Below are 25601 nucleotides of genomic sequence, written 5' to 3' on the forward strand. Positions count from 1 at the left end.
CCGGACACAAGGAATTGCGCAGAGGGAATCGCGCAGAGGAGCCGCCATGTACACGCTTGGAATCAACGCCGCCTATCACGACACCTCCGCCTGCCTGGTGCGCGACGGCGAGGTCATCGCCGCGGCGGAAGACGAACGGTTCACGCATATCAAGCACGGCAAGCGGCCGGTGCCGTTCACGGCCTGGGAGCTGCCCTACCATGCGATCGACTATTGCCTGAAGGAGGCCGGCATCACGCTGGCCGATATCGACCATATCGCCTATTCCTTCGACCCCGCGATCATGCTCGGCGAGCGGCGCCGCGACGAGACGGTGACGCTGCCGCTGGAGCCGTCGCGGCATGCGCAGCCCGGCGTGGCCGATTCCCCGTGGGACCCGCTGTTCCTGTCCTATGTCGTCAACGCGCCGCGGCAACTGGTGTCGGGCGTGCCGCATCACCTGCAGAAGCGCTTCGCCACCGTGCGCAGCAGCGCCGAGGCGCCGTACCGCTGGCACTACGTCGAGCACCATATGGCGCACGAGGCCAGCGCTTTCCTCGCGGCCCCGTTCGACCGCTGCGCGGTGCTGACGATGGACGGCCGCGGCGAGAGCGCCACCACCAGCTATGGCGTGTTCGACGGACGCGACTACCGCCGCATCAAGCAGATCGACTTGCCGGATTCGCTCGGCCTGCTGTATGAACGCGTGACGCGGCATCTGGGCTTCCTGCATTCGTCCGACGAGTACAAGGTGATGGCGCTGGCCTCGTATGGCGAGCCGACCCGCGCCGACGTGTTCCGCGCGATGGTCCATGGCGACCGCGAGGGCGGCTATCGCATCGACCAGGCCGACCTCGAAGCGGTGCTGGGGCCGCCGCGCGTGCGCGGCAGCGAATTCACGCGCGAGCATTTCAATATCGCGCGCTCGCTGCAGCTGGTGCTCGAGGAGACGGTGCTCGGCATGACGGCGTGGCTGGCCGCCGAGACCGGCGAGCGCAAGCTGGCGATGGCGGGCGGGGTGGCGCTCAACTGCGTGATGAACGCACGGGTGCGCGACCAGGGCGCGTTCGACGAGGTCTGGGTGCAGCCGGCCGCCGGCGATGCCGGCACCGCGCTGGGCGCGGCGCTGTGGATCGACTGGCAGCAGCGCGGCAAGCCGGCGCGGCGCTGGACGATGGAGCACGCCTATTACGGCCCGGCCTTCGACGAGCAGGAGATCGCGGCTTTCCTGGACCAGGCCAAGCTGCCGTACCGCCGGCTCGACGACGTTGCCGGCGAGACCGCCGAACTGCTCGCGCAGAACAAGATCATCGGCTGGTTCCAGGGCCGCATGGAATTCGGCCCCCGCGCGCTGGGCGCGCGCTCGATCCTGGCCTCGCCGATCGATCCGTCGATGCAGCAGAAGCTCAACCAGATCAAGGACCGCGAGGACTTCCGGCCGGTGGCGCCGGTGGTGATGGAGGAACGCGCCGCCGAATGGTTTACGGCGGCCTGTCCCGGCAACTGGCGCGCGCCGTTCATGCTGTTCGTGTTCGACGTCAAGTCGGGGCGCGAGGATCGTATCCCGGCGGTCTGCCACGTCGATGGCACGGCCCGCGTGCAGACCGTGCGGCGCGAGCAGAATCCCGCCTACTACGACGTGCTGGCCGCCTTCGAGCAGCGCACCGGCGTGCCGATCCTGGTCAATACCTCGTTCAACACGCGCGGCGAGCCGATCGTCTGCACGCCGCGCGATGCGGTCGAATGCTTCTGGACGTCGCCGCTCGATGCGCTGGTGATCGGTCCGTTCCTGCTGGAAAAGCCTGCGCGGGAGGGCGCCCATGCCGCTGCATGAGCCCGCGGATCAGGCAGTCGGCCACGTCGAGACCGCGGACGCCGAGCCGCTGGTCTCGGTGGTGATCCCGACCTACCGCCGCCCGGACCTGCTGCACCGCTGCCTGCGCGCGATCGGCGTGCAGCAGTTCGGCGCCGGCACGTTCGAGGTGATCGTCGCCGATGACGGTTGCCAGCCCGAGGTCGAGCGCCTGGTCCAGGAACTGAACGGCGCGTGGCCGCGCTGCACGCTGCGCTATCTGCCGGTGCCCGACACGCAAGGACCCGCCGGCGCCCGCAACGCCGGCTGGCGCATCGCGCGCGCGTCGGTGATCGCGTTCACCGACGACGACACCATTCCCGATCCTGGCTGGCTGCGCGAAGGCTGCCGGGCGCTGTCGACCTCGCCGCAATGCTGCGCGATCACGGGCAGGGTGGTGGTGCCCCTGCCGGCCCGTCCGACCGACCATCAGCGCGATACCGGCGGCCTGGCGACCGCGGAGTTCGTCACCGCCAACTGCTTCGTCCGCAAGGAGGCGCTGCTGAAGGTCGGCGGCTTCGACGAGCGCTTCACGCGCGCGTGGCGGGAGGACTCCGATCTGCAGTTCCGCCTGCTGCAGCAGGTCGGCCCGATCGGTACCGCGCACGGGGCGATGGTGGTGCATCCGGTGCGGCCGGCTCCGTGGGGCAGCAGCATCGCCGCGCAGTCCAAGGTGTTCTTCGACGCGCTGCTGTACAAGAAGCATCCGCGCTGGTATCGCGAGCGCATCCGCCCGATTCCGCCCTGGCACTACTACGTTTCGGTGCTCGGCTTGCTGGTCGCCCTGGTCGCCGCGCTGGCCGGCCATGCCGCGGTGGCATGGAGCGGCTTCGGCGTGTGGTTCGTGCTGACGGCGTGGTTTTGCTGCCGCCGCCTGCGCGGCGCGGCGCTGACCCCTTCGCATGTCGCCGAGATGATCGCGACGTCGATTCTGATTCCCCCGCTTTCCCTGTACTGGCGCCTGCGCGGCGCCCTTGCCTTCAAGGTTGGTTTCCTATGATCAGATTCGCGGACCGTCCGCGCCGGATCGCCGTATTCCGCGCGCTGCAACTGGGTGACATGCTGTGCGCGGTGCCGGCGCTGCGCGCGCTGCGCAAGGCCGAGCCCGATGCGGCCATCACGCTGATCGGCCTGCCGTGGGCGGCCTCGTTCGTCGAGCGCTTCTCGCATCTGATCGACGACCTGATGGTGTTTCCCGGGGCGCCCGGCATGCCCGAGCAGCCGATCCGCGAAGAGGAAACCCAGGCCTTCTACGAGCAGGCGCGCGCGCGCCGGTTCGATCTGGCAATCCAGCTGCATGGCAGCGGGCTGGTGACCAACGCGATCGTGCGGCAGCTGGGCGCGCGGCAGATGGCCGGATTCCGGCCGGTCCCCGCGGCGCCGGTCGCGGGCCGCGCCGAACGCAAATGGCAGCCGGGCGTCGTCTCGTACGGCGCGCGTCCGGTGAAGGAGCTGCTGATCGACTGGCCCGGCGGCAACGAGATCGAGCGGCTGCTGGCGCTGACCAGCCGGCTGGGCTATCCGCCCGATGGCACCCAGCTCGAATTTCCGCTGCGGCCCGCCGACAACGCGGCCTGGCAGCGGCTGGCGTTGATGTACGACCTGATGCCCGGCAACTTCATCTGCGTGCATCCCGGCGCGCGCATGCATTCCCGCCGCTGGCCCGTCGAGCGCTTTGCCGCGGTGGCCGACGTGTTGCGCCAGCACTGGAAGATCGTGGTGACCGGCACGCCCGATGAGGCGGAACTGGTCGGGCGGCTGTGCGACACGCTCGGTTCGCCGGTGATCAATCTGTGCGGCAAGACCGATCTGGGCGCGATGGCGGCGGTCGTCAAACACGCGCGGCTGCTGCTGTGCAACGACACCGGCGCCTCGCATATCGCCGCGGCGATGCACACGCCGAGCGTGGTGGTTTCCTGCGGCAGCGACAGCGCGCGCTGGGCGCCGCTCGACAGCTCCAGCCATCGCGTGCTGGCCGACTATCCGGCCTGCCGCCCGTGCATGCATCAGGATTGCCCGGTGGGCCATCTGTGCGCCGAGGGCGTCGGGGTCGACGAGGTAGTGGCGGCCGCGATGGCGATGACCGGCCAGTCGCGCGAGACGCAGGAGGTCAGCCATGCGTGAGCGGCTGCGCATCCTGACCTGGCACGTTCACGGCAATTATCTGTACTACCTGTCGCAGATCCCGCACGACCTGTACCTGGTGACCAGGCCAGGCTCGCCGCCGGGCTATGCCGGTGCCGTCGGCGCGCTGCCCTGGGGCGGCAACGTGCACGAGGTCGCCTACGAGGACGTGCCGAACCGCGAGTTCGATTGCGTGCTGTACCAGCACCAGCGCCATTGGGACAGCGATCGCGAGACGCTGCTGACGGAGGCGCAGCGGCGTCTGCCGACGATCTTCCTCGAACATGATCCGCCGCAGCAGCATCCGACCGCGACCGTGCATCCGGTGCAGGACCCGAACGTGATGCTGGTCCATGTGACGCCGTTCAATGCGCTGATGTGGGACAGCGGCGTCACGCCGCACTGCGTGGTCGAGCATGGGGTGGTCGTCGATCCGTCCGTGCGCTACAGCGGCGAGGCCCCGCGCGGCATCAGCGTGGTCAACAACCTGACCAAACGTGGGCGCCGGCTTGGCGCCGACATCTTCGCGCAGGCGCGCGAGCAGGTGCCGCTCGATCTGGTCGGCATGGCCGCGGAAGAGGCCGGCGGACTGGGCGAGGTGCCCAATCCCGAGCTGGCGGCCTTTATCGCGCGCTACCGCTTCTTCTTCAATCCGATCCGCTATACGAGCCTGGGGCTCGCCGTGGTCGAGGCGATGATGATCGGCATGCCGGTGGTCGGGATGGCGACGACCGAGATGTCGACGGCGATCCGCAACGAATACAACGGCTATGTCGATACCCGGCTCGAGCGGCTGGTCGAGGTGATGCGGCGGCTGATCGACGATCCTGGCCTGGCCAGGGAGTGGGGCGAGCAGGCGCGCGCCAGCGCGCAGGAACGCTTCGGGATCGGGCGCTTTGTCGAGGATTGGTGCGCGGTGTTGCGGCAGGTGACCCAGTAAGAGGGAAGGGGCTGGGCGCTCTCGCGAAGGGCAGGCGGCCCAATTCCCAACCTGCCGCGCCTTACCGCATCTGCGCCGACCCCAGATACCGCCGCAGCTGCTCCACCGTCGGCGGAATCACCGTGCGTTCGCGCAGCACCCATGGCAGCCCGCGTGCGGTATCGACGCATCCCGCCAGTCCGCCTTCGCGCAGCAGCGCCGGCAGCATGCGCAGGCTCTCGCGCAGCGCCGCGCCCGCCGGCAGGCGCAGCCACGCCGACCAGATCGCATTGCGCGCCAGCAGGCGGCGGCGCATCCTGTGCGCGCGGATCGGGCAGGGCTGGTGGTAGGCGATCAGTTCGGGGCAGTAGACCAGCTGCCAGCCGAGCGCCGCCAGATCGAGCGCCAGCAGCGTTTCCTCGCCGCCGATGAAGAGCCGCGGATGGTAGCCGCCGGCGCGGCGGTAGGCGTCCACGCGGAACACCGTCGCACCGGCGAGCAAGCCGAGGATCGCCTTGCCCGGCAGGCCCGCCGACGGCAGCGGACTGTCGGCCATGATGCGGCTGATCGGGTCGGTCTGCGGCTCGCTGTCCTCGCGCACCACCATCAGGTGCGCGGTCAGCGCGGCGACGTCCTGATGGCGGTCCAGCGTGTCTGCCGCCAGCTTCAGCGCGCCGGCATGCCACCACGTATCGTCGTCGCAGAACGCGACATAGGGCGTGCGCGCCCAGTCGACGCCGACATTGCGCGCCGCGGCGCCGAGATTGGCCGGCAGCCGCAGCAAGGCCGCCTGCGGAAAATCCCGCCGCACCATGTCCGCGGTGCCGTCGCTCGAGCCGTTGTCGACCACCGCGATGGCGGGACGCTCGGGCAGCGCGCACAGCCGTGACAGCGTGGCGCGCAGCCATTCGCAACGGTTGTAGGTCAACACCACCACGCTGACGCGCGTCTCCACCTGCGCCCGCGCCTGCGATTGCCGGCCGCCGCCGGGCGCAGGCGCCGCGATGCCGTCCGCTACGCTCACACGCTGCCCTCGCTGGTGCAGGCGGTCTGGGCCTCGGTCGCATCGCCGGCGCTGGCCTCCCACTGCCAATAGCGCTCGGGCGCGCTCAGGTCGCTGATCGTGTTCGAGTCGAACATGGCCAGCTGGCTGGCGTAGGCGTTGCAGGCGCGAGCCTTGGTGGCGGTGTGCTCGCCGATGGCCAGGTCCACCGGCGTGGACACGGTGCCGGCCGCGTGCCAGCGCGCCAGCAGCTTGTGCAGCATGCCGGGTTTGCGCCGGTAGATCGCCTCTTCGTAATAGAGCCAGGGCGGACCGCCGTGATCGCGTTCGCGCCACAGCCGCGCGCAGGCTTCATGCACCAGCGTGTGGTCCGAATGGTAGAGGCCGCATGGCGCCACCACGGCGCAGGCGTTATGCAGCGAGATCACCTTCGACAGTTGCGCGGCGATCTCGCCCGCGGTGTGGCGCCGGTTGTACTGGCTGTCCAGAAAATCGAGCCAGACCGGTTGCGCGTCGAGGATGGCGAGGCCGACGCGGTCTTCCTCGCGCCGCGACAGCACCGCCTGCGCCGCACTGGAGAAGCCGGCGCGCCGGTCCCAGTCCGGCGCCGGCATGTCGACCGGCGGTACGCCGGCGAAGACGGTGACGACCACGGAACCGGGACAGGCCGCGAGCAGATTGCCGCAGCTGAATACCGCGTCGTCCAGGTGGGGCGATATCACCACCAGGGGAACGGAGACCGACAGGGACATGGTTCAATCCGGTTCGGTTTGCAGGTCCGCGATGGTGCAAGGATCGCGCCAATCGGTGGCGCGCAGTGGGGTGCGCTGCGTGGTGTCCGGCGCTGTGTCCTCGGTCGTGCCGGGCGTCGCGCTCGAAGTCGGGCCGGATATTGGGCCGGATATCGGGCCGGATATCGGGCCCGATATCTGACCTGACAGTGGACCCTGTAGGGGCCGCGCGCCCGAGGGGCTGCGGTGTGCAAAGGTGTCGGCCGCCCAGTAGATCTTGCACGATGGCAGATCTTCAAGCTGCCGATAGAGGCCGCTGCGCGCGGCCTGCAGCGCTTCGGCACGGCGGCGATGCCATTCGAGCCGGTAGACCAGAAAGGTGATGTTGCCGCTCATCGCGTTGCTCCCCGCGGGCCTGGACCGGCGCCGCGCCGCGGCGCCAGCGCCGCGATGCCGGCGGCGGCCTGCGCTGCCTGCGCCGCGGCGGCCAGGCCGCCATCGGCCTGCTGCGCGACGGTGTCGTTGACCGCCGGTGCCGGCATGCCAGCGCCACGCGCCAGCCGCTCGGCGAAGTAGGCGACGGTTCGGCGCAGCCCTTCGTCCAGATCGATGCGCGGCGCCCACTGCAGCTGCAGTCCCGCCTGCGTGATATCGGGGCAACGCTGGCGCGGATCGTCCTCCGGCAGCGGGCGCATCACGATCGGCGCGGACGAGCCCGTCGCCGCCAGCACCTTGCGCGCGATCTCCAGCATCGACAGCTCGCACGGATTGCCCAGGTTGATCGGCGTGCTGTGGTCGCCGGGGGCCTCCATCAGCCGGATCAGTCCTTCGATCAGGTCGTCGACATAGCAGAACGAGCGCGTCTGCGAGCCGTCGCCATAGACGGTCAGCGGCTGGCCCGACAGCGCCTGCGTGATGAAGTTGGACACCACGCGGCCATCGGCCGGATGCATGCGCGGGCCGTAGGTATTGAAGATGCGGGCGATGCGGACGTCGACGCCGTGCTGGCGGTGATAGTCCATGAACAGCGTCTCGGCGCAGCGCTTGCCCTCGTCGTAGCAGGAGCGCAGGCCGATCGGATTGACATGGCCCCAGTACGACTCCTGCTGCGGATGGCAATCCGGGTCGCCATAGACCTCGCTGGTGGAGGCCTGCAGGATGCGCGCCTTCACGCGCTTGGCCAGCCCCAGCATGTTGATCGCGCCGTGCACGCTGGTCTTGGTGGTCTGCACCGGATCGCTCTGGTAGTGGACCGGCGAGGCGGGGCAGGCCAGGTTGTAGATCTGGTCGACCTCGACGTAGAGCGGAAAGGTCACGTCGTGACGCATCAGCTCGAAATTCGGCTCGCGCAGCAGGTGCGCGATATTGTCCTTGCTGCCGGTATAGAAATTGTCCACGCACAGTACGTCGTGTCCTGCCTGAACGAGCCGGTCGCACAGATGCGAGCCGAGAAAGCCCGCGCCTCCTGTGACCAGCACGCGGCGTCGATTGGCTTCTTTCATGAGGTCGCTCCGTTCAGGCGGCGACTTGCGGCGTTTGCGCCGTGTCGTCGACGGTGACACCGGCCAGCCGCGCATATACCGTTTCCATCCGCGCGGCGACACCGGCCCAGGTGAAATGCGCGTGCGCGCGGCGGCGGCCGGATGCGCCCATGCGCTCGGCCAGCGTCGGGTCGCACGCCAGCCGCGCGAGCCGAGCGGCCAGCGCCGCGGGATCGTTGGGCGGCACCAGGTAGCCGGTACGGCCATTTAGCACGGTGCTGCGGATGCCGCCGACCGCGGCGCCGATCACCGGTACGCCGCAGGCCATCGCCTCGACCGGCGTGATGCCGAACGGCTCGTACCACGGCGTGGTGACGAACACGTCGGCCGCGCTGTAGAACAACCGCAATTGCTCGCGGCCGCGCCGGCCGACGAAGGTCACCGCGTCGGCCACGCCTTCCTCGGCGGCGATCTTCTGCAGCCGGCCGATCTCCGGCGTCGCCGCGGGGCTGGGCTGATCGGAATTGCCGCCGACCACATACAGCCGGGCGCGCAGGCCGAACGCGCGCCGCAGCTCGCCCATCGCACGCACCACGTTGTCGATGCCTTTGCGCGGCACCATGCGGCCGAGCTGCAGCACCGAGAATTCATGCGACGGCCAGCCGAGCGCGCGCCGTGCTTCGAGGCGCGGCACCGGCGAGAATTCGTCGCCGTCGAAGCCGCACGGCACCGTCTCGATCGTGCCGGGATCGGCGCCATAGAGGCGGATCAGGTCGTGCCGGTCCTGCGGGCATTCGGCGATCACGCAGTCCGACTCCCGTACCAGCCGCTCCTCGATATCGAAGCGGCAGTCGGGAAAGCCGTCGGCGCTGCCCTGGTGCTGGCGCCTGACCTTGCCGAGCGCATGGAACGTCATGACCAGCGGAATATCAAGCTTTTGCTTGACGCGCAGCGCCGCCAACCCCGACATGAAGAAGTTCGCGTGCATCACCATATAGCCGACGCGATCGCGCGCCATGAATTCGGCCATATACGCGCCGAACTCGTCCATATAAGGCAACAGCTGTTCCTTCGGCACGTGGACCGCGGGGCCGGCGGGAACATGGATCACGCGCACGTTCGGAGCGAACGCCACGACCTCGGGCAACAGGCCCTTGTCGCGGCGCGTGAACACGTCCACCGGATAGCCTCGCTTGCCAAGATGGCGCGCCAGCTGCGCCACGTAGATGTTCTGTCCTCCACTGTCCACGCTACCCGGCCCGGCCAGAGGGGAAGCGTGCTCGCTGATCAGCGCGATCCTTTGCATGGTTGGCTCCCAGGGGAGCGAGCTGCCGGCCGTCGCAGCCGGGCGATCCGCTCGCTAGTAAAGCCAGCGTGATTGCAGCTTGCATGCCAGCGTGCGACTTCTCAGGCTGTTGACGGCGAGAAGCGTTATATCGCTTCTCGTTCGGTTCCCCTGCCGCACATGAAAATCTGCGCGGGCGTTCGCAGGGCGCTGTCCAGCGCCATGGCGAAATTGCAGCATTTTGTAATACGCGCTAGCAGGCGGCGATGGGCCACTGTTGCATGTCCCGCGCGCGCGACGCACCGGCGCTCCGTTTGCGTTGCGTTTGCGCTGCGTGCGCACTTCCGTTGCACAACGGTGCCGCGGTAGCGCACGAGCATCGCCGGAGCAACTCCGGGAACGCTCTTTGCAGGAAGGTCAAGGCTGCCGGCGGCGAGGCCCGTGCCGGCTGCCACGCGCGTGGTGCGGCGCCGCGATGCGGTGGATGGAGACCCGGGCCGCTGGAGTAGCAAGCAGATGAGAATGACGCTGAAGAAAATCGGGTCGCAGGTGATCGTGATCACCGGCGCCACCAGCGGCGTGGGCCTGCTCGCGGCGCGCAAGGCGGCCGCGCGCGGCGCGAAGCTGGTTCTTGCGGCGCGCAGCGAAGAGGCGCTGCACCAGCTCGCCGAACAGTTGCGCGAGACCGGTTCCGAAGTGATCACCGTGCCGACCGACGTCGGCGATCTCGAGGCGGTCAAGGCGCTCGCGCAAGCGGCGATCGAGCGCTTCGGCGGCTTCGATACCTGGGTCAACAACGCGGGGGTGACGATCTACGGCCGGTACAACGAGGTACCGATGGAGGACCAGCGCAAGCTGTTCGATACCAATTACTGGGGTGTGGTCCATGGCTCGCTGGTCGCGGCCGCGCATCTGCGCGAGCGGGGCGGCGCGATCATCAACATGGGCAGCGAGGCCTGCGATGTACCGCTGCCGCTGCAGAGCGCCTATGCCGCGTCCAAGCATGCGATCAAGGGCTTTACCGACTCACTGCGGCTCGAGCTCGAACAGGAACGCGCGCCGGTGTCGGTCACGCTGATCAAGCCGGCGGCGCTCGACACGCCGTTCGCCAGCCATGCCAAGAACTATCTGGACGTCGAGCCGGAACTGGCGCCGCCGGTCTACGATCCCGAGATGGCAGCCGAGGCGATCCTGTTCGCCGCCGAGCATCCGCGCCGCGACATGTTCGTCGGCGCCGCTTCCAAGGCCATGTCGTCCGCGGCTTACCACATGCCGGCCCTGTACGACCGCGTGATGCGGCGCTTCCTGGGGCGCGCGCAGTGCACCGCCCGTCCCGCGGGTCCCCGCGAGAACAACGCGCTGTTCCAGGCCACCAACGACCTGGTCGAGCGCGAAGGGCGCCGGCACGTGGTCCGCACCTGCCCCTATACCGCCAGCACCCGCCATCCGGTGATGACCGGCGCAATGGTGGTCGGCGCGTCGCTGGCGCTCGCAGCGGCGCTGGGCATGCGGCGCACGCGCATGCGATGAGCGATGAGCAGCAACGATGGCTGAGGCGGCCACGCTAATCCTGATGTACGGCCTGGTCCCGCTGTGGCTGGTGGCGGGACTGGGCGACTGGGCCTGCCATCGTCGCGAACGGATCGAGCGCAATGCGGGCACCTACGAATCGGCGCTGCATCTGCTGATGCTGGCCGAGGTCGGCGTGCCGGTGCTGCTGGCGCTGTTCTTCGAGGTCAATGCGCTGGTGCTGGCGATCATGATCGTCGCCGTGGTGGTGCACGCCGCGACCGCCTGGTGGGATGTGCATTACACGTACGGCCGCAGGGTCATCGGCCCGACCGAACAGCATATGCACGGGCTGCTGGAGGTGCTGCCGTTATCGGCGGTGGCGCTGGTGGCAGTCGCGCACTGGCCGCAGGCGCTGGCGCTGTTCGGACTGGGCGACCGGGCTCCCGACTTCTCGCTGACGCCGAAACAGCCGCCGCTGCCCGGTTGGTATCTCGCCGCGGTGCTGGCGGCGACGGCGCTATGCGGGGTGTTGCCCTTCGTCGAGGAGTTTTATCGTTGCCGACGCTGGCGGCGCGAGCATGGCGCCGAGCGCGGGCAGCGCGCGGCGGTGGTGACGGAGGGGTGAGGGAGGCGGACGTTAAGGTGAATGACCTCAGGCGAATGACCTCAGGTGAATGACCTCGGGTGAACGCGCCAGGGTGAGTGAACTGAGGTGACCGACCGGTCGGAAGGCCGGCCCGCCGCTCAGCCGACCCGACGCCAGCTGCGCACGACCAGGTAGGCCCCATAGGCCGCGGCCAGCGCGAAGATGACGCCGACCACCACCGCATTGTCGCTGCCACCGGCACTCGGCAGGCGCGCCAGCCAGCCTTCTCCCCCCAGCCAGATGACCGCCTCGTGCACGGCCGCGACGACCAGCAGCGTCATTGCCAGCGCATCGAGCAGGCGCGTCCATGCCGGCCGCGTGACCGGCGGCGTGGCAAGTGGCGTGGCGGCCGGCGGCACCGGGTCCGCCGGCGCGCGGCGCAGATCGGCAGCGGGATTGCGCGGGGATTGCGCAGTGGGGGAATTCGGCGAGTCGGGTGAGTTGGGCGGATTCGTCGGCATCGACACAGCCTTCGTGGTCTAGCGGTGTGGCAGCGGCCGGTTGACGGTCGGCCGCGACGGCGAGCGGCGCGTGGTGGCCGGGTACTGCTCGCGCGTCAACTGCTCCAGCACCCGCAGCAGGTCGGCCGCCTCGTGGTAATAGCGGATCAGCCAGGGGCGCAGCATCGGATCCTCCAGTTCGCCGCGCAGCAGCGCCCCGCAGGCGGCCACCGAACGCCCCGCCCGGCGGCAGGCCAGCTGCAGCGGCGTATCGCCGGGGCGCTCGCGATGCGCCGCGCCATCCCCGCGCGGCGGTGCGGCGGGCGTACCGGCGGCGCGCTGCGACAGATCGGCGGCGGCGCGTCGTTGCAGGTTGGCGCGGTGGATCAGCAGCGCCCGCAATTGCGGATCGGCGGCGCTCACCGATGCGGCTTCGAGCGACTGCCCGCAGAGCGCGGCCAGTTCGCCCAGGGCCGCCAGCATGGCGGCCGGGTCGTCTGGAGACGGAGAGGTCGATTTCACAGTGTGCGGACGGTTCGGCAAACGGGCTTGGGCAGACACGGCAATCTCGGCTCGGCAAGGGGGGCGGAGGTCGTGCGGATCGGTGGGATCCGGGGCGCGCTACCGCATGCCGGGGCTTGGCTGCGTGCTGATGGCGGCGTGCTCTAGTGTTTTAGAACGTTTTTCGGAATTGGTTCAGGTGTTTTCCACGGGCGGCTCACTTTCTTCCGGATTGCCGCCGGGGCGCTTCACCGACGGCGGCTCGCCGTTTTCATCGGGAAGGTCGCGCCCGGCCGCGGGGTCGGACTCGCTTGCGGAGTTGCCGCCGCTGTCGCGCTGATCTCGCTGACTGTCTTGCCGACTGTCACTCCGAGTGTCGCGCTGGCCATTGCGGCCACCGGCATCGGGCGCGCTCTGCGCCGGGGTCGGGCCGGAGGTCTGGCTCACGCCCGGATCGTTGCGTTGGCCGACCGGGGCGCTGGTTTGCCGCCCGGTATCGCCGGCGCCGGTGTTGCCGGTATCAGGGGATGCGGTCCCGGGCCGAGATTCTGTTGCCATGCGTCCACTCCGTCGAAGGCAAGTTGCACTTCCCACGCATGAGCACTAACCATGCCAATCGCGATTGCTGGCACCGCAGCCCTCCGTACCGCGAGGCGCGGCGCGATACGCCCGGTTTTCGGCCGGTTTTACATGGACGTTGTAATTCGTTGGCCAGGCCGGGCCGCAAGCAGGGCGATTCCGCGCGGCGTCCGGCGCGGCAGTCCGGCGCGGCAGTCCGACGCATACGGGACCCGCCCGGACGCGGACTATAGCTTTTGACCCTCCCGGTCTTGCGGCCTCGCTACCGCTCACTAAGCTGGCTCGCACCCGGCCGAACGGCGATGCCATCCCGCGCCCGGGTCCCGCCATGAACACCTTCGATTCCGCCGAGGCCACGCAGGCCGATCCCCAAGCCGATTTTCCGCTGCGCCGGCGCGTCACCGCGCTGCTGCTGGCCAGCACCCTGCTGTTGCCGCTGTGCCTGCTGGCCGGCTGGGGATGGCTCGCGCTGCGCGATGCGTTCGCCGATGCCCAGCGTCAATGCGCGCTGCTAGCACGGGTGGTGCAGGAGCACGCCAGCAAGGTGATGGAGAGCAACCGGCTGGCTGACCAGCGCCTGCGCGACCTGACGGTGCAATGGAGCAACGCGGACATTCGCCACCATGAGCTCGAACTGCATCGGCGCATGGCGCGGATGGGCCGTGGTCTGCCGCAAGCCTTTGCGCTCGGCATCTTCGGCGACGACGGCACGCTGCTGGTCAGCAGCCTGCTCTACCCGGCGCCGATGCTCAATATCTCGGAACGGGAGGACTATCGGGCGATCATGGTCGATCGCGAGCCCATGCATCTGTCCGCGGTGCTGATCGGCGGCGTGATTCCCGAGCCGGTGTTCAAGGCCAGCATGCCGCGCATGCATGGCCAACGGCTCGCCGGCATCGTGTCGATCTCGCTGCGGCCTTCCTATTTCGCCGACTTCTACCGGCAATTGCTCGAGCACACCGACGGTTACCGCGCGGCACTGGTGCGCAGCGATGGCGCGGTGCTGGCGGCGTATCCCTGGCCGGACCCCGACGCGGCGCGCTTCGCGGCCATGGTGCGGCATGCGCGGGACGGCGACGCAGCACAGCGAGTCGAGCGCGCCGACGGCCATGCGTGGCTGGTTACGGTCCATCCGGTCGGCGACGGCGTGGCCAGCGCCATGGTCAGCGTGCCGTATCGCGTGGTCTATCGCGCCTGGTGGCAACGCATGGCGCCCGCCTCGCTGGCGGCGGGCATCGTCTCGGCGGTGCTGTGCCTGTCGTTATGGAGCGCGTTGCGGCGCATTCGCGCCGAGGAAGCGGTACGGCGGCGCTGGCGCGACGAATGCGCGCGCCGCGAACAACTGGAAAAGCGCTATCGGCAGTCGCGCAAGTTCGAGGCGATGGGGCAGCTGATCGGCTCGGTCGCGCACGACTTTCGCAATGTGCTGGCGGTGATTTCGGCCTATACCGACGTGCTGCTGCTGCGGCCCGGTGTCCCGGGAAGTTCGGACCGGGCCGAGCGGGCGGACCGCGCCAACCGTACCGCGCTGGCCGGCATCCGCAAGAGCCTGGCCAGCGGCGCGCTGCTGGCCGAGCGGCTGCTCGGCGTGGTGCGGCGGCGCGAGCATCGCAGCGAGGCCATTGCGCTGCACGAGGAGCTGCAGCAATGCGATCCGCTGATCCGCGCGACGCTCGGCTCCGGCATCGCCTTGCGCTATGCGCTCAGTCCCGATTGCCTGCCGGTCCTTGCCGACCGCTGCGAGCTGGGTCTGGCGCTGTTGAACCTCGCGGCCAACGCGCGCGATGCGATGCCCGAGGGTGGGGTGTTGGAGATCGGTGCCGCCAATCTCGGCGCGGCCGACGGCGGTGGGGCCTCGCTGCCGCCGGACCTGGATGCGCGGCGCGGGTCAGTGGAGCCGACCGATGATGTCCATCTTGCCGGTCGTACCAATACTGCCGATCGTGCCGATGGTCGGGCGGAAGCTCACCCCGAAGAAGACCGCGCCGGAGCACGCCAAGCTGCAGAAGACCGCGCGGACGGAGACCGCGCCGAAGACGATCCGCGCGATGCCGCGACGCCGATGCGCGGCGTCTACGTGCGGCTCTGGGTCAGCGACAGCGGCATCGGCATGCCGGCTCACGTCGCAGATCGGGCGCTTGAGCCGTTGTTTACCACCAAGCCGGACGGCGCCGGCACCGGTCTCGGCCTGAGCCAGGTCAGCGACTTCTGCCGCGAGGCGGGCGGTGCGGTCACGGTGCGCTCGGCTCCGGGCAAGGGAACCACCGTCACGCTGTTCCTGCCGGCGTGCCAGCCGTCCCGTCGCGCCTGATCTCATCGGGGCACGCGTTGCCCCGCCAGCTTGGCCGGCGAGTCAGCCCGGCCGGCAAGGTCAGCGAGGTCAGGGAGGTCAGCGAGGTCGGCGAGGTCGGCGAAACCAGCGAGATCATCGCTCCCGCTGCTGTGCCAGCGCGTAATAGCGGGCGATCTGCGCCAGTGCGAATTCGGCGGCCGCCTCCCGCACCTCGTTGCGGCCGCCGCGCAGGCGTACCGTCTCCGAAAACTCGACGGTACGGCCGTCGCCGCGACCGGTCTGCCTGAAGATCCAGGCGAAACACTGCGTGCCGGGCGGCGTGCCGTCATCGCCCTTGCCGTCCGCAATGCCGGTGTTGGCGATCGCCAGGTTGGCATCGGTCAGCGCCAGCACGCCGCGCGCCATCGCCAGCGATACCTCTTCGCTGGTCAGCCCATGGCGGCGGATCGTTTCCGGCGACACGCCCAGCACGCGATGCTTGATTGCCGGGGCATAGGCCACCACCGCGCAACGCAGCGCGTCGCCGCAGCCGGGCACATCGGCGATGCGCGCGGCGATCAGGCCGGCCGTGCACGATTCCGCGGTGGCCAGGCGCAGGCCATGCCGCAACAGAAAGCGTGCGGCCTCCTCATGGGCATTCATCTTGTGTTCCTCCCGCTTCACGATCCACATCGACATCGACATCGACATCGACATCGCGCTTCGCGTGTGCAGGTTCCATGCCATCGGGCCGGCTTGGTCAAATCTGCACGCGTTGCCACGTGGCCTGCGCCGGACATCGGGAAAGTGTGTAAAAAGCGGCCCCCGCATGAAATTCCGAACGTCGGGACACGCCGGCAGCGGGCTTTTTCAGCGCCGCAGCGGGCGCAAACGTGGCCGTCGTGCCGGCGGTATGGATATTGCGTCTTGGCTCGAAGCCGCAGGTTGGATGCGCCTCAGCGCCGGCCCGCGGCGATCGATGCAAACCGGAGCACAAGGAGTCGAGGCATGCAGCAATCCACCAGCAATCCGCGAGAACGCAGTGTCACCGGGGCACCGTTTGCCGCGCCGGGGACCCGCACCGACCGGTCTGGCGACGAGGTGCGCAGCCGCAGTGCCGATCCCGGTCAAAGCAGTTACGGCGGCTTCAAGAACGAAAACCCGAGCTATCAGCGGCAAGGCGATGCCGGCCGCGGTGCGGGCAACCGCATCAGCTATTCGGACGATCGCATTCTGGATCGGGTCTGCGAGCGCCTGTGGCGCGCGGGGCTCGATGTCAGCGAGGTATCGGTCCGCGTCGAAGGCGGCCACGTCACGCTCGAAGGCCAGGTCGGCAGCCGTACGGCGCGCCGGCAGATCGAGGAGTGTGTCGACGCCTGCCAGGGCGTGTCCGATATCGAGAACCGGATCCGGGTCGCGCCGGATCGCAGCGAGTCCCGGGGCCTGACGGCACCCGCCGAAGGGTAACGACGGACCGGATGGAAACAGGGCTTCGGTAACGGCCCACGCAGCACTGACGCAGCACCACAAAGCAATTCCCCACCACGATAAAAGGAGTTTCGCATGGACAAGTCCAAGATTCCGACCGCGCAACGCGCCGCGCTGAGCCTGCTGCTCGACGACCACCGCAACGTCAAGAAGCTGTTCAAGTCGTTCGAGAGCGCGAAGGAGCGTTCCGAGAAGGAGCAGATCGCGCAGCAGACCTGCCATGAGCTGACCGTGCATGCGCAGATCGAGGAGGAGATCTTCTATCCCGGCTTGCGCGGGGTCCACGAGAAGATCGACGAGATGCTCGATGAAGCGAAGGTCGAACACCAGGTCGCCAAGGACCTGATCGCGGCGATCGAAGGCGACCTGAGCGGCGAGATGCTGGAGGCCAACTACAAGGTGCTGTCCGAATACGTCAACCACCACGTGCAGGAAGAGGAGAACGAACTCTTCAAGATGGTCATCAGCAAGAACGTGGAGCTGGGCGAGATGGCCGAGCAGATGACGGCCCGCAAGGAAGAGCTGATGGGGGCCATGGCGTAAGGCTCGTCACTAAGGCCTCGTCGCCGAGGCTCGTCGGCTGAGGCTCGCCTGACGGCCTCGGCTGCCTGCGGCGCGGATTCATACCGCGCCGCAGGCGTTTTCAGCGGCCGTGCTGCAGTCTCACAGCGGCGCGGCCTCACACCTGCGGCCTCACACCCGCGGTCTCACACCCGCGGCCTCGCACCCGCGGTCTCGCACCCTCGGTCTCACAGCGGCGCGGCCTCACACCCGCGGCCTCACACCCGCGGTCTCACACCCGCGGCCTCGCACCCGCGGTCTCGCACCCTCGGTCTCACACCCGCGGCCTCGCACCCGCGGCCTCGCACCCGCGGTCTCACACCCGCGGTCTCACACCCGCGGTCTCACACCCGCGGTCTCACACCTTGTGATGGATCGGCCCGGGCGGCGGCAGCGGTGCGCCGCGTTCTCCCCGCTCGCCGGGCTCGGGCGCGTCGATGGCATCGGCGGCCTCGGCTCCCGCGATCGGGCTGGCCGGTTCGCTGTTATCGGCCGCCTGCAGTTCGTTGTAGACGCCGAGGATGCCGGGACCGATGGCCGCCGCCTTGGCGATGCGCTCGGCGGTCGGCAGATCGGCCACGCGTCCGCGCAGCCGGATGCGCTTGTCCTCGATGCCCACCTCGATGCCCTCCGGCAGGGAGCCGCCGAATTCCTCGGCGATATGGTCGCGCGCCTGCCGGAGCAGGTCGTCGTCCTGCGCGGAGGTGGCGGCGGCGGTCGGCGGGGTGGGCTGAGAAGGAATGGAGTCTGGCATGGGCGTGCTCGCTGAGTCAGGAAAGCAAAGAGAGGCGCGCGCCGTTGTCTTCGCGCGCCCGTCCAGTCGGGAAATCGGACCGCGACCTCATCGCTGCGCGATCCCGCTGCGCCACGTCATGGTCCGCGTGGACATCGACTTGCCCTGCGACAGGCGCTCTTCCAGCATCGGCAGCGTGCGCTTGGCGAAGGCCCGAAGCGCCGGGTCCTTGCCGATCTCGGCCTGCCGCTGGAACAGCGCCAGCGCCTGGCGATTGGCGTCGACCGCGACGATCTGCACGAACATGCGGTCGAACTCGGCGCCCTTGAGCGAGCGCAGCTTGGTGACCTCCGGCGCCTCCGGCAGCCGCTGTTCGGGCTGCACGCCCTTGCTCTGCGCGATGCGTGCCAGTTCCGCCGCGAGCGCGCGGTAGTCGCGCGCTGCGCTGCGGGCGTAGGCCAGCAGCGTCGGATCGGCGGAGACCTCGAGCGCCATGTTGGCGGTCTCGACGCCCATTGCCGCGGTCAGGATCGCTTCGTCGATAAAGCGCAGGTCGTCAGTCGACAGCGAGGTCGCAGGCGGCTTGGAGGCGCCCGTGGGCGGCGTCGCCAGCGGCGAGGCCGCGCCGGGCTGCGCCGGCGCCGGGCCCGCGGCCAGCGCGGTGGCCAACGCGGCGGCGGCCAGCAGCAGCCGGGCCGCCGTGCGAGGGGTGAATGCGCTTGTCGTCATCGCGAATCTCCATCGACGGACGTCGCCGGCTGGTGAGCCCATCAGTCCCATCGGAACTCTCGGACCCATCGGGCCTGACGGGCCTGACGGGCCTGACGGGCCTATCGGACCCGATCGGACCCGATCGGACGCCGGTGACTTGCATCAGCTCTCGGACTTGTGGTCCGGCTTGCCCTTCTGCGGCGTCGATGCCATGTCGTGCAGTTCCTTCTCGCTCATCGACTTGTACATCGACTTCGACGCGCCCTTGAGCTCGCCGACCTTCTTGTCGCCACGTTTGGCCGACAGCGCGGCCCCGGCGGCCATTTGCTGCGATTTCGATTTGGCTGGCATCGTGTCCTCCATTGAGTCATCGAATCGGGTGGGCGGGGATCGGTGCAATCTTGCAAGCCTTGTAAATCCCGGTCGTTGCCTGCGCCCGCAGGCAAGCGGCATTCGACGTCAGCGCGACATCAGCGGGACGGCTGCGCCGGTTGCGAAACGCCCTGCAGCGCCTCGCCGGTACCGCCGGTGTCGCCGGTCTTCACGGCCAGGTCGCCCAGCGACACCATGCCGACCAGATGATGATCCTTGTCGATCACCGCCAGACGGCGGATCTGATGCGCCGCCATCTTTTCGCGCGCGGTGTCGATGGACTCGTCATCGCTGCACCACTGCACGTCCTCGCTCATCGCCTGGGTCACCTTGGTGCTGGCGGGGTCCGCCCCAGCCGCGGTGCAGCGCACGGTGATGTCGCGGTCGGTCACCATGCCGGTCAGCCGGCGCCCGTCGCAAACGGGCAGCGCGCCGACATCGAGCTGGGCCATCAGTTCGGCCGCGCGCTTGATCGTGTCGTCCTGCGTCAGAAAGGCTGGCTGTGCGGTCATCACATCCCGAAGAACGCCGCCGGACCGCTGGGCGCCGCCTCCTTGCATCTGGGTTGCCATCGTCGTTTCTCCTTGCGGATAGTTGGCACTGCGCGCGTTTCGCACGCATCCACGGTTTCGCAAGATGCGTTCCAGAGCGCCTGCGCGGATGACGCCGCCGTGACACGCAGTGCGCGACCGATCGACGCGGCGGTACGGTTCTTGCGCGGCATGACGGATACGGGCGCGCATCGCGCCGGACCACCTGCAGGAGATCGATATGCGAAACGAATCCATGCGACGCAATCGGCCAGAGCAATCCTGGCCTGGCTACGATCAACGTGACGATGGCTGGAGCGACAACCGTTCCGAACGCTGGGCCCAGGATGACTGGCAGGCGGAATCGGACGGCAACGATTGGGAGTCGCGCTGGCGCAGGGCACGCCTGACGCCGTACCAGCTCAGCGAGGGCGGCCCGCCGCGCGGCGCCTTCGAGGACGACGACACCTATGGCACCGGCTACGGCCGCGAGGCCGGCCGGCAGAGCCAGCCATACCGCAGCGGCACCAGCAGCGGCTATGGCGAGGGACGCTACAGCGGCGAGCAATACACCAGCGGTCAATCGGGCCGCGGTCAATACGGCCGTGCTCAAGGCGGCGGTCAAGGCGGCGGCCAGTATGGGCGCGGCCAGTACGGGCGCGAGCATGGCGGTGGCCGATTCGGTGGCGGATACAGTGGCGGGTACAGCGGCGAGTCCGGCTATGGCTCTGAATATGGGTCGGAGTACGGTGGCCAGTATGGCGGCCAATACGGGCGCCAATCTGGCGGCGGATATGGCAGCGAATATGGCGGCGGATATGGTGCCGGATATGGCCGCGGCGAGGAACGCGGCGATTGGCGCGGCCGCGGCGAATCGTCGACTCGCCGCAACGAATATCGCACCGATCCCTGGCAGTCCGGCTACTCAGGCGCCGCCGCGCTTGAGACCGGCACCGGGCCCTCGTACGCCACCGGTACGCGCGGCGACGAATGGCGCGAGGAAGAGGAGCGCTACGGCGGGACCACCACGTGGCGCGGCGGCCAGCGGCAGGGCATGCGCAACCGCGATCAGGACTGGCTGCGCGAAGCCGAACGCAGCAGCGGCTACAGCAATGCCGGCACGTCGAACTACGGCTGGGACCGCTTCGACGACGATTGGCCCGGCCGCAACTATGCCGTGCCGGAGCACCGCTACGGCGGCGATTACCGGGAGGAATGGTCCGGGCGCGAGGCGGGCCAGCAGTCGGCCGGCGAGTTGAGCTATGGCGGCGGCTACAGCCGCTACGGGCGCGACGACGGCCGCTACGGGCGCGACGATGACCGCGAGGAGCACGGCCCGCTGTACAACATCGGCCGGCGCATCGGCGAGGCGGTCAGCGAATTCTTCGGCACCGACGATCGGCCGCAGCGCCGCGTCGGTCCGAAGGGCTATCGCCGCAGCGACGAGCGTATCCGCGAGGCGGTGTGCGAACGGCTCGCCTATGCCGAAGGGCTCGATGTCAGCGAGGTGACGGTCGATGTCAATGGCGGCATCGTCAAGCTCGCCGGCACGGTGCGCAACCGCAACGAGAAGTACGACATCGAGGACCTGGTCGACAATGTCTTCGGCGTGACCGACGTGGAGAACGACATTCGCGTCCCCCGCGACAGCGGCGAATCGCCGGCGAAGATGGACGATCTGAAGGGCTGGACGCCGGACTGATCGGCCGAGGCTCCGGCGCCCGGGCAGGCCCCGGCAGGCTGCGTAGGCGGTCGGTGCAGCGGGCGGTGGAGCGGTGAAAGCGGTGAAGTGGCGGCGGTGAGGCGGGGCGGTGAGGCGGGGCGGTGAAGCGGGGCGGTGAAGCGGGGCGACCGCCTGGCGCCCGCCCGTTCCATCCCGCCAGCCCGCCTTGCGTGCGCTGCCGCACGCGTGTCAGACAGGCGCCGATGGCGCCGCGTCACCCTCTGGGCAATACTGCGCTCACAAAACAGGGAGGGCGCCATGACCGCCAATGAGGGTTTCATCGCCGCCAACCGGCCGGCGGCACAGCCCGATGCCGGCGTACCGGCATCGGCCCAGGCCAATGCCGAAAAAAGGCGTGCGCCATGGTGTCAGCCGGGCGTCTACTGCAGCGCGCCGGCCGTATTTCTGTGGATTGCCTCACGCCTGCCGGAAGACATGCTGTCGCAGATGTTCCGCGGCGAATCGATGCCGCTCGTGCTGAATCAGCTCGGCGACGCGCTGTTTTTCTGCGGCTGGGTCATCAGCGCGATTCTGCTGTGGGGCAGCCGGCGCCAGGGGCCAGCGGCCTGACCCGCCGATCCCCTCTGCAGGTCTCTGCTGCAGATCCCGCCATTACCGGCCATTACCGGCCATTACCGGCCATTACGGCCATCAACCGTCATGAACCGCCTACGAGGCCGCACCGGCCTCGTCGCGCCTGAGCACGCGCAGCCGCAGTACGCCGGGCAGCGCGGCCAGCGCCTGTTCGAGTTCGGCCGAGGGCGCCTTGTCCAGGTCGGTGACGACATAGCCGGTGGTGCCGCGCGTTTCCAGATGCTGGCCCGCGATATTGATGCCCTCGCGCGCGAGCAGCGTGTTCAACGCCGCCAGCGCGCCCGGCGCATTGCCGTGGACGTTCAATAGCCGCGCGGGGCAATCGACCGGCCCCGGATCGACCTCCGGGAAATTGACCGCGCCGATGGTGGCGCCAGTCGTCAGATAGTTGACCAGCTTTGCCGCGACCTCGACGCCGATGTTCTGCTGCGCCTCCTCGGTGCTGCCGCCGATATGCGGGGTCAGCAGGACGTTGGGCAGATTCTGCAGCTCGCTGACGAACGCATCCTTGTTGCTCTTGGGCTCGCTGGGAAAGACATCGATCGCGGCGCCGCCGACCCGCCCGTCGCGCAGCGCCTGCGCCAGCGCGGCAATATCGACCACGCTGCCGCGCGAGGCGTTGATCAGCATCGCGCCGCGCTTGAAGGCGGCCAGCACGGTGGCGTCGATCATGTTGCGCGTGCGCGGCGTCGCCGGTACGTGCAGCGTCACCACGTCGGCATGCGCGACGGCGTCGGCCAGCGAGCCGGCCGCCTTGGCCGAGCCCAGCGACAGGCGCGGCTGCACGTCGTAGTAGACCACCCGCATGCCCATCGCCTCGGCCAGCACGCCGACCTGCGAGCCGATATTGCCGTAGCCGACGATGGCGAGCGTCTTGCCGCGCGCCTCGAAGGCGCCGGCCGCGCCCTTGGCCCATTTGCCGGCATGTGCCAGCGTGTTCTTTTCGGGAATCCGGCGCAGCAGCATCACCGCCTCGCTGACCACCAGCTCGGCCACCGACCGCGTATTCGAGAACGGGGCGTTGAATACCGGGATGCCGGCCGCGGTCGCGGCGGCGAGGTCGACCTGCGAGGTGCCGATGCAGAAGCAGCCGATCGACAGCAGATTCGCCGCATGGCGAATGTCCTCGGCATGCAGATGGGTCGCCGATCGAATGCCGATCAGCTCGTTGGCGGCCAGCACTTCGTGCAGTTCGCCGCCGGCCAGCGCACCGGCGCGGCGGTCGACCTGCAGTCCGGCCTCTGCCAGCCGTTCGCTGGCGCTTTCGTGAATGTTCTCGAGCAGCATTACCTTGGTCATCGCGGCCTCGTGTGGCGGTCGTGGTGGGCCCCGACGGTGTCGGTGCAGCGCTCTATCTTGCCTCAACTTCGGCAGGGAAGTGAGGTAGGCGACGATTTGCGGCGCGCCGGGCGGGCCGGCATCGGACCGCATTCGACAGTCTTGCCGGCCGCGGACGGGACCGCGATGGATGCCTTCGCGGCGCGCTCGGGCGACGCGGATGCGTTCGGCGATCTGGACGATGTTGACGATCTGGACCCTTGGGAGGACCTGGCCGAAGCGCCCAGCATCGCATGCGCGCGAATCAGCGAAATCTCTTCGCCGTCGGCATCGGCGTGTTGTGCATCGCGCCGGTCGCTGAATTCGTTCAGGTTGGCCTGCATCCGCTGCAGCAGCGTCGACAGCATCGTGCGTTCGTCGCTGCTGAACGGGCTGACCGACACCGAATGCAGGGCCTTGAGCGACTGCGCAATGCGCTGCACGCGCGCGCGCTCGGCCTCGGGGACGACGGGCTGCGCCTCGGGCTGGGCCGGGCCGCAGGTCATGCCCGCGCGATCGACGAAGGCGATCCAGCGGTCGCGATGCAGCTCGGCCAGCAGATGCTCGCCCATCTCGACGTCGATCAGGATCGCACCCAGATACGGCCGGTGCCGGACATAGTCGCCGCGCGCGACGGCACGCAGCAGGATCCATTTGACGTAGGTCAGGCCGGAGGTGGACAGCGTCGAATCCAGCGCGCGCTGCCAGGCCTTCATCGCCTCGACCAGGGCCACGATCGTCGGCTCTCCTGCATCACTGCGGTGCAGCGTCATCCATGTCTCCCTGTCATGTTTTTGAACGGCGTAACGTACACGAAAACCATGGCAGTTCGAGGGCAACTAAGGGAAATCGAGAACAAGGAATCCCCTCGATATGACGGCTGCGCCGCAGGTTTCAAGCCGGCGCCATCGCCGTCTCGCGATGACCGACCGGCCGGTCGTCGATTGGCCAGTGCAGCACGGTCGCGCCGAGTCCGACCACGATCGCGCCCATCCACACCAGGTCGTAGGAACCGGTCCGATCGAACAGATAGCCGCCGAGCCAGACGCCGAGGAAGGAGCCGAGCTGATGGCCGAGAAAGACGAAGCCGAACAGCGTGGCCACATAGCGGGTGCCGAACACCTGCGAGACCAGGCCGCTGGTCAGCGGCACGGTGCCCAGCCAGACGAAGCCCATCACCGCGGCGAACACGAAGACGCTGACGCTCGAGAGCGGCACCAGAAGGAACAGCGCGATCGCCGCGGTGCGCAGCAGATAGATGCCGCTGAGCGCGCGATGCCGCCGCACATGGTTGCCGAGCAGGCCGCACAGATAGGTGCCGGCGATATTGGCCAGCGCGATGATCGCCAGCGCGATCACGGCGTCGCGCGCGGGCAGCCCGCGGTCGAGCAGATAGGCGGGCAGGTGCGAGGCGATGAAGGCGAGCTGGAAGCCGCAGGCCAGAAAGCCGATATTCAGCAGCCAGAAGCCGCGATGGCCGCAGGCCTGGCGGATCGCGGCGCGCATCGATTGCTGGCTGCCGTTCGCGCCGGCCGCTGCTGCGGTGGGGGCGGTGGCCGGTGTGGCCGGCGTGGTCGGTGCGTTCGGTGCGGCCGGTGCGGCCGGTGCGTCGACTGCCCGAGCGCCCCGCTCGCGCAGCGGCCACACCAGCGGCAGCGCCACCAGCACGCACGCGGCCATCGCCCACAGCGCGGCGCTCCAGCCGATCCGCTCGACGCCGGCCTGCACCGCCGGCACCAGCAGGAACTGGCCGAGGCCGCCGAACGAGCCCGCCACGCCCAGCGCCCAGCCGCGCCGCTCGGCGCTGACCAGCCGGCTCAGCGCGGCGAACACCACGCCGAAGGTCGTGCCCGACAGCGCCAGGCCCAGGCAGATGCCGGCGCTCCAGACAAAGGCGGCGGTGGTCGTGGCCTGCGTCATCGTGTAGAGCCCGAGCGCATACAGCAGCAGGCCGGCCAGCATCACGCGCGCCGAGCCGAAGCGGTCGGCGATCATGCCGGCGAAGGGCTGCGCCAGCCCCCATACCAGGTTCTGCACCGCCATCGCGAAGCCGAATGCCTCACGCGTCCAGCCACGCTCCATCGTGATCGGCAGCAGGAACAGCCCCTGCACATGGCGCATGCCGAGCGCGAGGCCGAGGATCAGGCCGCCGGCCACGACCAGTACCAGGGGATCGGTGGCGGACAGCCGGGGAGCGGGGGAGGCGGAACCGAGCGGAGAGCGGAGGCGGGAGCGGGACATGGTCGTG

At 69.1% G+C, this 25601-nt stretch carries 27 protein-coding genes; 11 read left to right on the forward strand and 16 right to left on the reverse strand.

Annotation, left to right across the window (positions count from 1 at the left end):
* Positions 1 to 46 precede the first annotated feature (46 nt).
* Genes K7G19_RS00655 through K7G19_RS00670 form a run of 4 tightly spaced genes read left to right on the forward strand, consistent with a single transcriptional unit; the run spans position 47 to position 4895 of the window.
* Positions 47 to 1813, forward strand: coding sequence for a carbamoyltransferase C-terminal domain-containing protein (locus K7G19_RS00655; RefSeq protein WP_226105191.1), 1767 nt, complete (start codon positions 47 to 49; stop codon positions 1811 to 1813).
* A complete protein-coding gene (locus K7G19_RS00660) occupies positions 1800 to 2831 on the forward strand; it encodes a glycosyltransferase family 2 protein (protein ID WP_150082375.1) in 1032 nt (343 codons plus the stop codon). The genes K7G19_RS00655 and K7G19_RS00660 overlap by 14 nt, the downstream gene beginning before the upstream one ends.
* A complete protein-coding gene (locus K7G19_RS00665) occupies positions 2828 to 3955 on the forward strand; it encodes a glycosyltransferase family 9 protein (protein ID WP_226105193.1) in 1128 nt (375 codons plus the stop codon). The genes K7G19_RS00660 and K7G19_RS00665 overlap by 4 nt, the downstream gene beginning before the upstream one ends.
* The gene (locus K7G19_RS00670) at positions 3948 to 4895 is read left to right on the forward strand and encodes a glycosyltransferase family 4 protein (protein WP_226105195.1); all 948 of its coding nucleotides are present in this window, start codon (positions 3948 to 3950) and stop codon (positions 4893 to 4895) included. The genes K7G19_RS00665 and K7G19_RS00670 overlap by 8 nt, the downstream gene beginning before the upstream one ends.
* Before the next feature lie 61 nt (positions 4896 to 4956).
* Here the strand turns inward: K7G19_RS00670 and K7G19_RS00675 are convergent, their stop codons facing one another.
* Genes K7G19_RS00675 through K7G19_RS00695 form a run of 5 tightly spaced genes read right to left on the reverse strand, consistent with a single transcriptional unit; the run spans position 4957 to position 9395 of the window.
* Positions 4957 to 5880, reverse strand: a complete 924-nt coding sequence (locus K7G19_RS00675) for a glycosyltransferase family 2 protein (RefSeq protein WP_226106263.1) — start codon at positions 5878 to 5880, stop codon at positions 4957 to 4959.
* 14 nt (positions 5881 to 5894) lie between these two features.
* Positions 5895 to 6629 carry a PIG-L deacetylase family protein gene (locus tag K7G19_RS00680; RefSeq protein WP_226105197.1) on the reverse strand — a complete coding sequence of 245 codons (735 nt, stop codon included), beginning with the start codon at positions 6627 to 6629 and terminating at the stop codon, positions 5895 to 5897.
* 3 nt (positions 6630 to 6632) lie between these two features.
* Positions 6633 to 7004 (reverse strand): hypothetical protein, encoded by a 372-nt coding sequence (locus K7G19_RS00685; protein WP_226105198.1) that lies wholly within the window; start codon positions 7002 to 7004, stop codon positions 6633 to 6635.
* Entirely contained in the window at positions 7001 to 8110 is a 1110-nt protein-coding gene (locus tag K7G19_RS00690; protein ID WP_226105199.1) for a UDP-glucuronic acid decarboxylase family protein, read from the reverse strand. Before K7G19_RS00690 ends, K7G19_RS00685 begins: the two co-directional genes overlap by 4 nt.
* 13 nt (positions 8111 to 8123) lie before the next feature.
* Positions 8124 to 9395 (reverse strand): glycosyltransferase family 1 protein, encoded by a 1272-nt coding sequence (locus K7G19_RS00695; RefSeq protein WP_226105200.1) that lies wholly within the window; start codon positions 9393 to 9395, stop codon positions 8124 to 8126.
* 495 nt (positions 9396 to 9890) lie between these two features.
* On the opposite strand from K7G19_RS00695, the gene K7G19_RS00700 reads away from it, so the two are divergent.
* Together K7G19_RS00700 and K7G19_RS00705 are read left to right on the forward strand one after the other, a co-directional pair.
* On the forward strand, positions 9891 to 10904 hold the full coding sequence (locus K7G19_RS00700; RefSeq protein ID WP_226105201.1) for an SDR family oxidoreductase: 1014 nt from the start codon (positions 9891 to 9893) through the stop codon (positions 10902 to 10904).
* Positions 10905 to 10920: 16 nt separating this feature from the next.
* Positions 10921 to 11511: a diguanylate cyclase gene (locus K7G19_RS00705; RefSeq protein WP_226105202.1), complete on the forward strand. Its 591-nt coding sequence runs from the start codon at positions 10921 to 10923 to the stop codon at positions 11509 to 11511.
* A 119-nt stretch (positions 11512 to 11630) separates the two neighbouring features.
* Here K7G19_RS00705 and K7G19_RS00710 read toward each other — a convergent pair whose 3' ends face one another.
* The 3 genes from K7G19_RS00710 to K7G19_RS00720 form a co-directional block, all read right to left on the reverse strand.
* The gene (locus K7G19_RS00710) at positions 11631 to 11993 is read right to left on the reverse strand and encodes a hypothetical protein (protein ID WP_226105203.1); all 363 of its coding nucleotides are present in this window, start codon (positions 11991 to 11993) and stop codon (positions 11631 to 11633) included.
* Positions 11994 to 12011: 18 nt separating this feature from the next.
* Complete coding sequence (locus K7G19_RS00715) at positions 12012 to 12455, reverse strand: hypothetical protein (protein WP_149318057.1); 444 nt, start codon at positions 12453 to 12455, stop codon at positions 12012 to 12014.
* Between the two features lie 213 nt (positions 12456 to 12668).
* Positions 12669 to 13031 (reverse strand): hypothetical protein, encoded by a 363-nt coding sequence (locus K7G19_RS00720; RefSeq protein WP_226105204.1) that lies wholly within the window; start codon positions 13029 to 13031, stop codon positions 12669 to 12671.
* A 349-nt stretch (positions 13032 to 13380) separates the two neighbouring features.
* On the opposite strand from K7G19_RS00720, the gene K7G19_RS00725 reads away from it, so the two are divergent.
* Positions 13381 to 15363 (forward strand): ATP-binding protein, encoded by a 1983-nt coding sequence (locus tag K7G19_RS00725; RefSeq protein ID WP_226105206.1) that lies wholly within the window; start codon positions 13381 to 13383, stop codon positions 15361 to 15363.
* 114 nt (positions 15364 to 15477) lie between these two features.
* On the opposite strand, the gene K7G19_RS00730 is transcribed toward K7G19_RS00725, so the two are convergent.
* Positions 15478 to 15987, reverse strand: coding sequence for a CinA family protein (locus K7G19_RS00730; protein WP_150082367.1), 510 nt, complete (start codon positions 15985 to 15987; stop codon positions 15478 to 15480).
* Between the two features lie 345 nt (positions 15988 to 16332).
* Here K7G19_RS00730 and K7G19_RS00735 point away from each other — a divergent pair, with 345 nt between their 5' ends.
* Together K7G19_RS00735 and K7G19_RS00740 are read left to right on the forward strand one after the other, a co-directional pair.
* Complete coding sequence (locus tag K7G19_RS00735; protein WP_226105208.1) at positions 16333 to 16791, forward strand: BON domain-containing protein; 459 nt, start codon at positions 16333 to 16335, stop codon at positions 16789 to 16791.
* 96 nt (positions 16792 to 16887) lie between these two features.
* Positions 16888 to 17355 carry a hemerythrin domain-containing protein gene (locus K7G19_RS00740; RefSeq protein ID WP_149318063.1) on the forward strand — a complete coding sequence of 156 codons (468 nt, stop codon included), beginning with the start codon at positions 16888 to 16890 and terminating at the stop codon, positions 17353 to 17355.
* Positions 17356 to 17731: 376 nt separating this feature from the next.
* On the opposite strand, the gene K7G19_RS00745 is transcribed toward K7G19_RS00740, so the two are convergent.
* The 4 genes from K7G19_RS00745 to K7G19_RS00760 all read right to left on the reverse strand — a co-directional run bounded on the left by K7G19_RS00745 (position 17732) and on the right by K7G19_RS00760 (position 19701).
* A complete protein-coding gene (locus tag K7G19_RS00745) occupies positions 17732 to 18127 on the reverse strand; it encodes a BON domain-containing protein (protein ID WP_226105211.1) in 396 nt (131 codons plus the stop codon).
* An 87-nt stretch (positions 18128 to 18214) separates the two neighbouring features.
* On the reverse strand, positions 18215 to 18835 hold the full coding sequence (locus tag K7G19_RS00750) for a DUF4142 domain-containing protein (protein WP_150082365.1): 621 nt from the start codon (positions 18833 to 18835) through the stop codon (positions 18215 to 18217).
* A gap of 144 nt (positions 18836 to 18979) precedes the next feature.
* Positions 18980 to 19168, reverse strand: coding sequence for a DUF3008 family protein (locus K7G19_RS00755; RefSeq protein WP_144833264.1), 189 nt, complete (start codon positions 19166 to 19168; stop codon positions 18980 to 18982).
* Positions 19169 to 19287: 119 nt separating this feature from the next.
* Positions 19288 to 19701, reverse strand: a complete 414-nt coding sequence (locus K7G19_RS00760) for a CBS domain-containing protein (RefSeq protein ID WP_223819468.1) — start codon at positions 19699 to 19701, stop codon at positions 19288 to 19290.
* Between the two features lie 259 nt (positions 19702 to 19960).
* Here K7G19_RS00760 and K7G19_RS00765 point away from each other — a divergent pair, with 259 nt between their 5' ends.
* Together K7G19_RS00765 and K7G19_RS00770 are read left to right on the forward strand one after the other, a co-directional pair.
* On the forward strand, positions 19961 to 21421 hold the full coding sequence (locus K7G19_RS00765) for a BON domain-containing protein (protein ID WP_226105213.1): 1461 nt from the start codon (positions 19961 to 19963) through the stop codon (positions 21419 to 21421).
* A gap of 279 nt (positions 21422 to 21700) precedes the next feature.
* Entirely contained in the window at positions 21701 to 22012 is a 312-nt protein-coding gene (locus tag K7G19_RS00770; RefSeq protein WP_226105215.1) for a hypothetical protein, read from the forward strand.
* A 99-nt stretch (positions 22013 to 22111) separates the two neighbouring features.
* Here the strand turns inward: K7G19_RS00770 and serA are convergent, their stop codons facing one another.
* From serA to K7G19_RS00785, 3 genes are all read right to left on the reverse strand, one after another.
* Positions 22112 to 23335: a phosphoglycerate dehydrogenase gene (gene serA / locus K7G19_RS00775; RefSeq protein ID WP_150082361.1), complete on the reverse strand. Its 1224-nt coding sequence runs from the start codon at positions 23333 to 23335 to the stop codon at positions 22112 to 22114.
* Between the two features lie 62 nt (positions 23336 to 23397).
* Positions 23398 to 24126 (reverse strand): hypothetical protein, encoded by a 729-nt coding sequence (locus K7G19_RS00780; protein WP_149318069.1) that lies wholly within the window; start codon positions 24124 to 24126, stop codon positions 23398 to 23400.
* Positions 24127 to 24247: 121 nt separating this feature from the next.
* Positions 24248 to 25594, reverse strand: coding sequence for an MFS transporter (locus tag K7G19_RS00785; RefSeq protein ID WP_226105216.1), 1347 nt, complete (start codon positions 25592 to 25594; stop codon positions 24248 to 24250).
* Positions 25595 to 25601: the final 7 nt, after the last annotated feature.

The organism is Cupriavidus sp. DB3 (assembly GCF_020418465.1).
In the GTDB taxonomy this organism is placed as follows: domain Bacteria; phylum Pseudomonadota; class Gammaproteobacteria; order Burkholderiales; family Burkholderiaceae; genus Cupriavidus; species Cupriavidus cauae.

Bases quoted from the DNA above. Each gene is read 5' to 3' on its own strand.
- K7G19_RS00710 (WP_226105203.1), bottom strand. From the start codon at position 11,993: ATGCCGACGAATCCGCCCAACTCACCCGACTCGCCGAATTCCCCCACT.
- K7G19_RS00735 (WP_226105208.1), top strand. From the start codon at position 16,333: ATGCAGCAATCCACCAGCAATCCGCGAGAACGCAGTGTCACCGGGGCA.
- K7G19_RS00665 (WP_226105193.1), top strand. From the start codon at position 2,828: ATGATCAGATTCGCGGACCGTCCGCGCCGGATCGCCGTATTCCGCGCG.
- K7G19_RS00770 (WP_226105215.1), top strand. From the start codon at position 21,701: ATGACCGCCAATGAGGGTTTCATCGCCGCCAACCGGCCGGCGGCACAG.
- K7G19_RS00750 (WP_150082365.1), bottom strand. From the start codon at position 18,835: ATGACGACAAGCGCATTCACCCCTCGCACGGCGGCCCGGCTGCTGCTG.
- K7G19_RS00700 (WP_226105201.1), top strand. From the start codon at position 9,891: ATGAGAATGACGCTGAAGAAAATCGGGTCGCAGGTGATCGTGATCACC.
- K7G19_RS00715 (WP_149318057.1), bottom strand. From the start codon at position 12,455: ATGCTGGCGGCCCTGGGCGAACTGGCCGCGCTCTGCGGGCAGTCGCTC.
- K7G19_RS00720 (WP_226105204.1), bottom strand. From the start codon at position 13,031: ATGGCAACAGAATCTCGGCCCGGGACCGCATCCCCTGATACCGGCAAC.
- K7G19_RS00765 (WP_226105213.1), top strand. From the start codon at position 19,961: ATGCGAAACGAATCCATGCGACGCAATCGGCCAGAGCAATCCTGGCCT.
- K7G19_RS00730 (WP_150082367.1), bottom strand. From the start codon at position 15,987: ATGAATGCCCATGAGGAGGCCGCACGCTTTCTGTTGCGGCATGGCCTG.
- K7G19_RS00740 (WP_149318063.1), top strand. From the start codon at position 16,888: ATGGACAAGTCCAAGATTCCGACCGCGCAACGCGCCGCGCTGAGCCTG.
- K7G19_RS00655 (WP_226105191.1), top strand. From the start codon at position 47: ATGTACACGCTTGGAATCAACGCCGCCTATCACGACACCTCCGCCTGC.
- K7G19_RS00785 (WP_226105216.1), bottom strand. From the start codon at position 25,594: ATGTCCCGCTCCCGCCTCCGCTCTCCGCTCGGTTCCGCCTCCCCCGCT.
- K7G19_RS00725 (WP_226105206.1), top strand. From the start codon at position 13,381: ATGAACACCTTCGATTCCGCCGAGGCCACGCAGGCCGATCCCCAAGCC.
- K7G19_RS00680 (WP_226105197.1), bottom strand. From the start codon at position 6,629: ATGTCCCTGTCGGTCTCCGTTCCCCTGGTGGTGATATCGCCCCACCTG.
- K7G19_RS00705 (WP_226105202.1), top strand. From the start codon at position 10,921: ATGGCTGAGGCGGCCACGCTAATCCTGATGTACGGCCTGGTCCCGCTG.
- K7G19_RS00755 (WP_144833264.1), bottom strand. From the start codon at position 19,168: ATGCCAGCCAAATCGAAATCGCAGCAAATGGCCGCCGGGGCCGCGCTG.
- serA (WP_150082361.1), bottom strand. From the start codon at position 23,335: ATGACCAAGGTAATGCTGCTCGAGAACATTCACGAAAGCGCCAGCGAA.
- K7G19_RS00760 (WP_223819468.1), bottom strand. From the start codon at position 19,701: ATGACCGCACAGCCAGCCTTTCTGACGCAGGACGACACGATCAAGCGC.
- K7G19_RS00685 (WP_226105198.1), bottom strand. From the start codon at position 7,004: ATGAGCGGCAACATCACCTTTCTGGTCTACCGGCTCGAATGGCATCGC.
- K7G19_RS00670 (WP_226105195.1), top strand. From the start codon at position 3,948: ATGCGTGAGCGGCTGCGCATCCTGACCTGGCACGTTCACGGCAATTAT.
- K7G19_RS00695 (WP_226105200.1), bottom strand. From the start codon at position 9,395: ATGCAAAGGATCGCGCTGATCAGCGAGCACGCTTCCCCTCTGGCCGGG.
- K7G19_RS00690 (WP_226105199.1), bottom strand. From the start codon at position 8,110: ATGAAAGAAGCCAATCGACGCCGCGTGCTGGTCACAGGAGGCGCGGGC.
- K7G19_RS00780 (WP_149318069.1), bottom strand. From the start codon at position 24,126: ATGACGCTGCACCGCAGTGATGCAGGAGAGCCGACGATCGTGGCCCTG.
- K7G19_RS00745 (WP_226105211.1), bottom strand. From the start codon at position 18,127: ATGCCAGACTCCATTCCTTCTCAGCCCACCCCGCCGACCGCCGCCGCC.
- K7G19_RS00660 (WP_150082375.1), top strand. From the start codon at position 1,800: ATGCCGCTGCATGAGCCCGCGGATCAGGCAGTCGGCCACGTCGAGACC.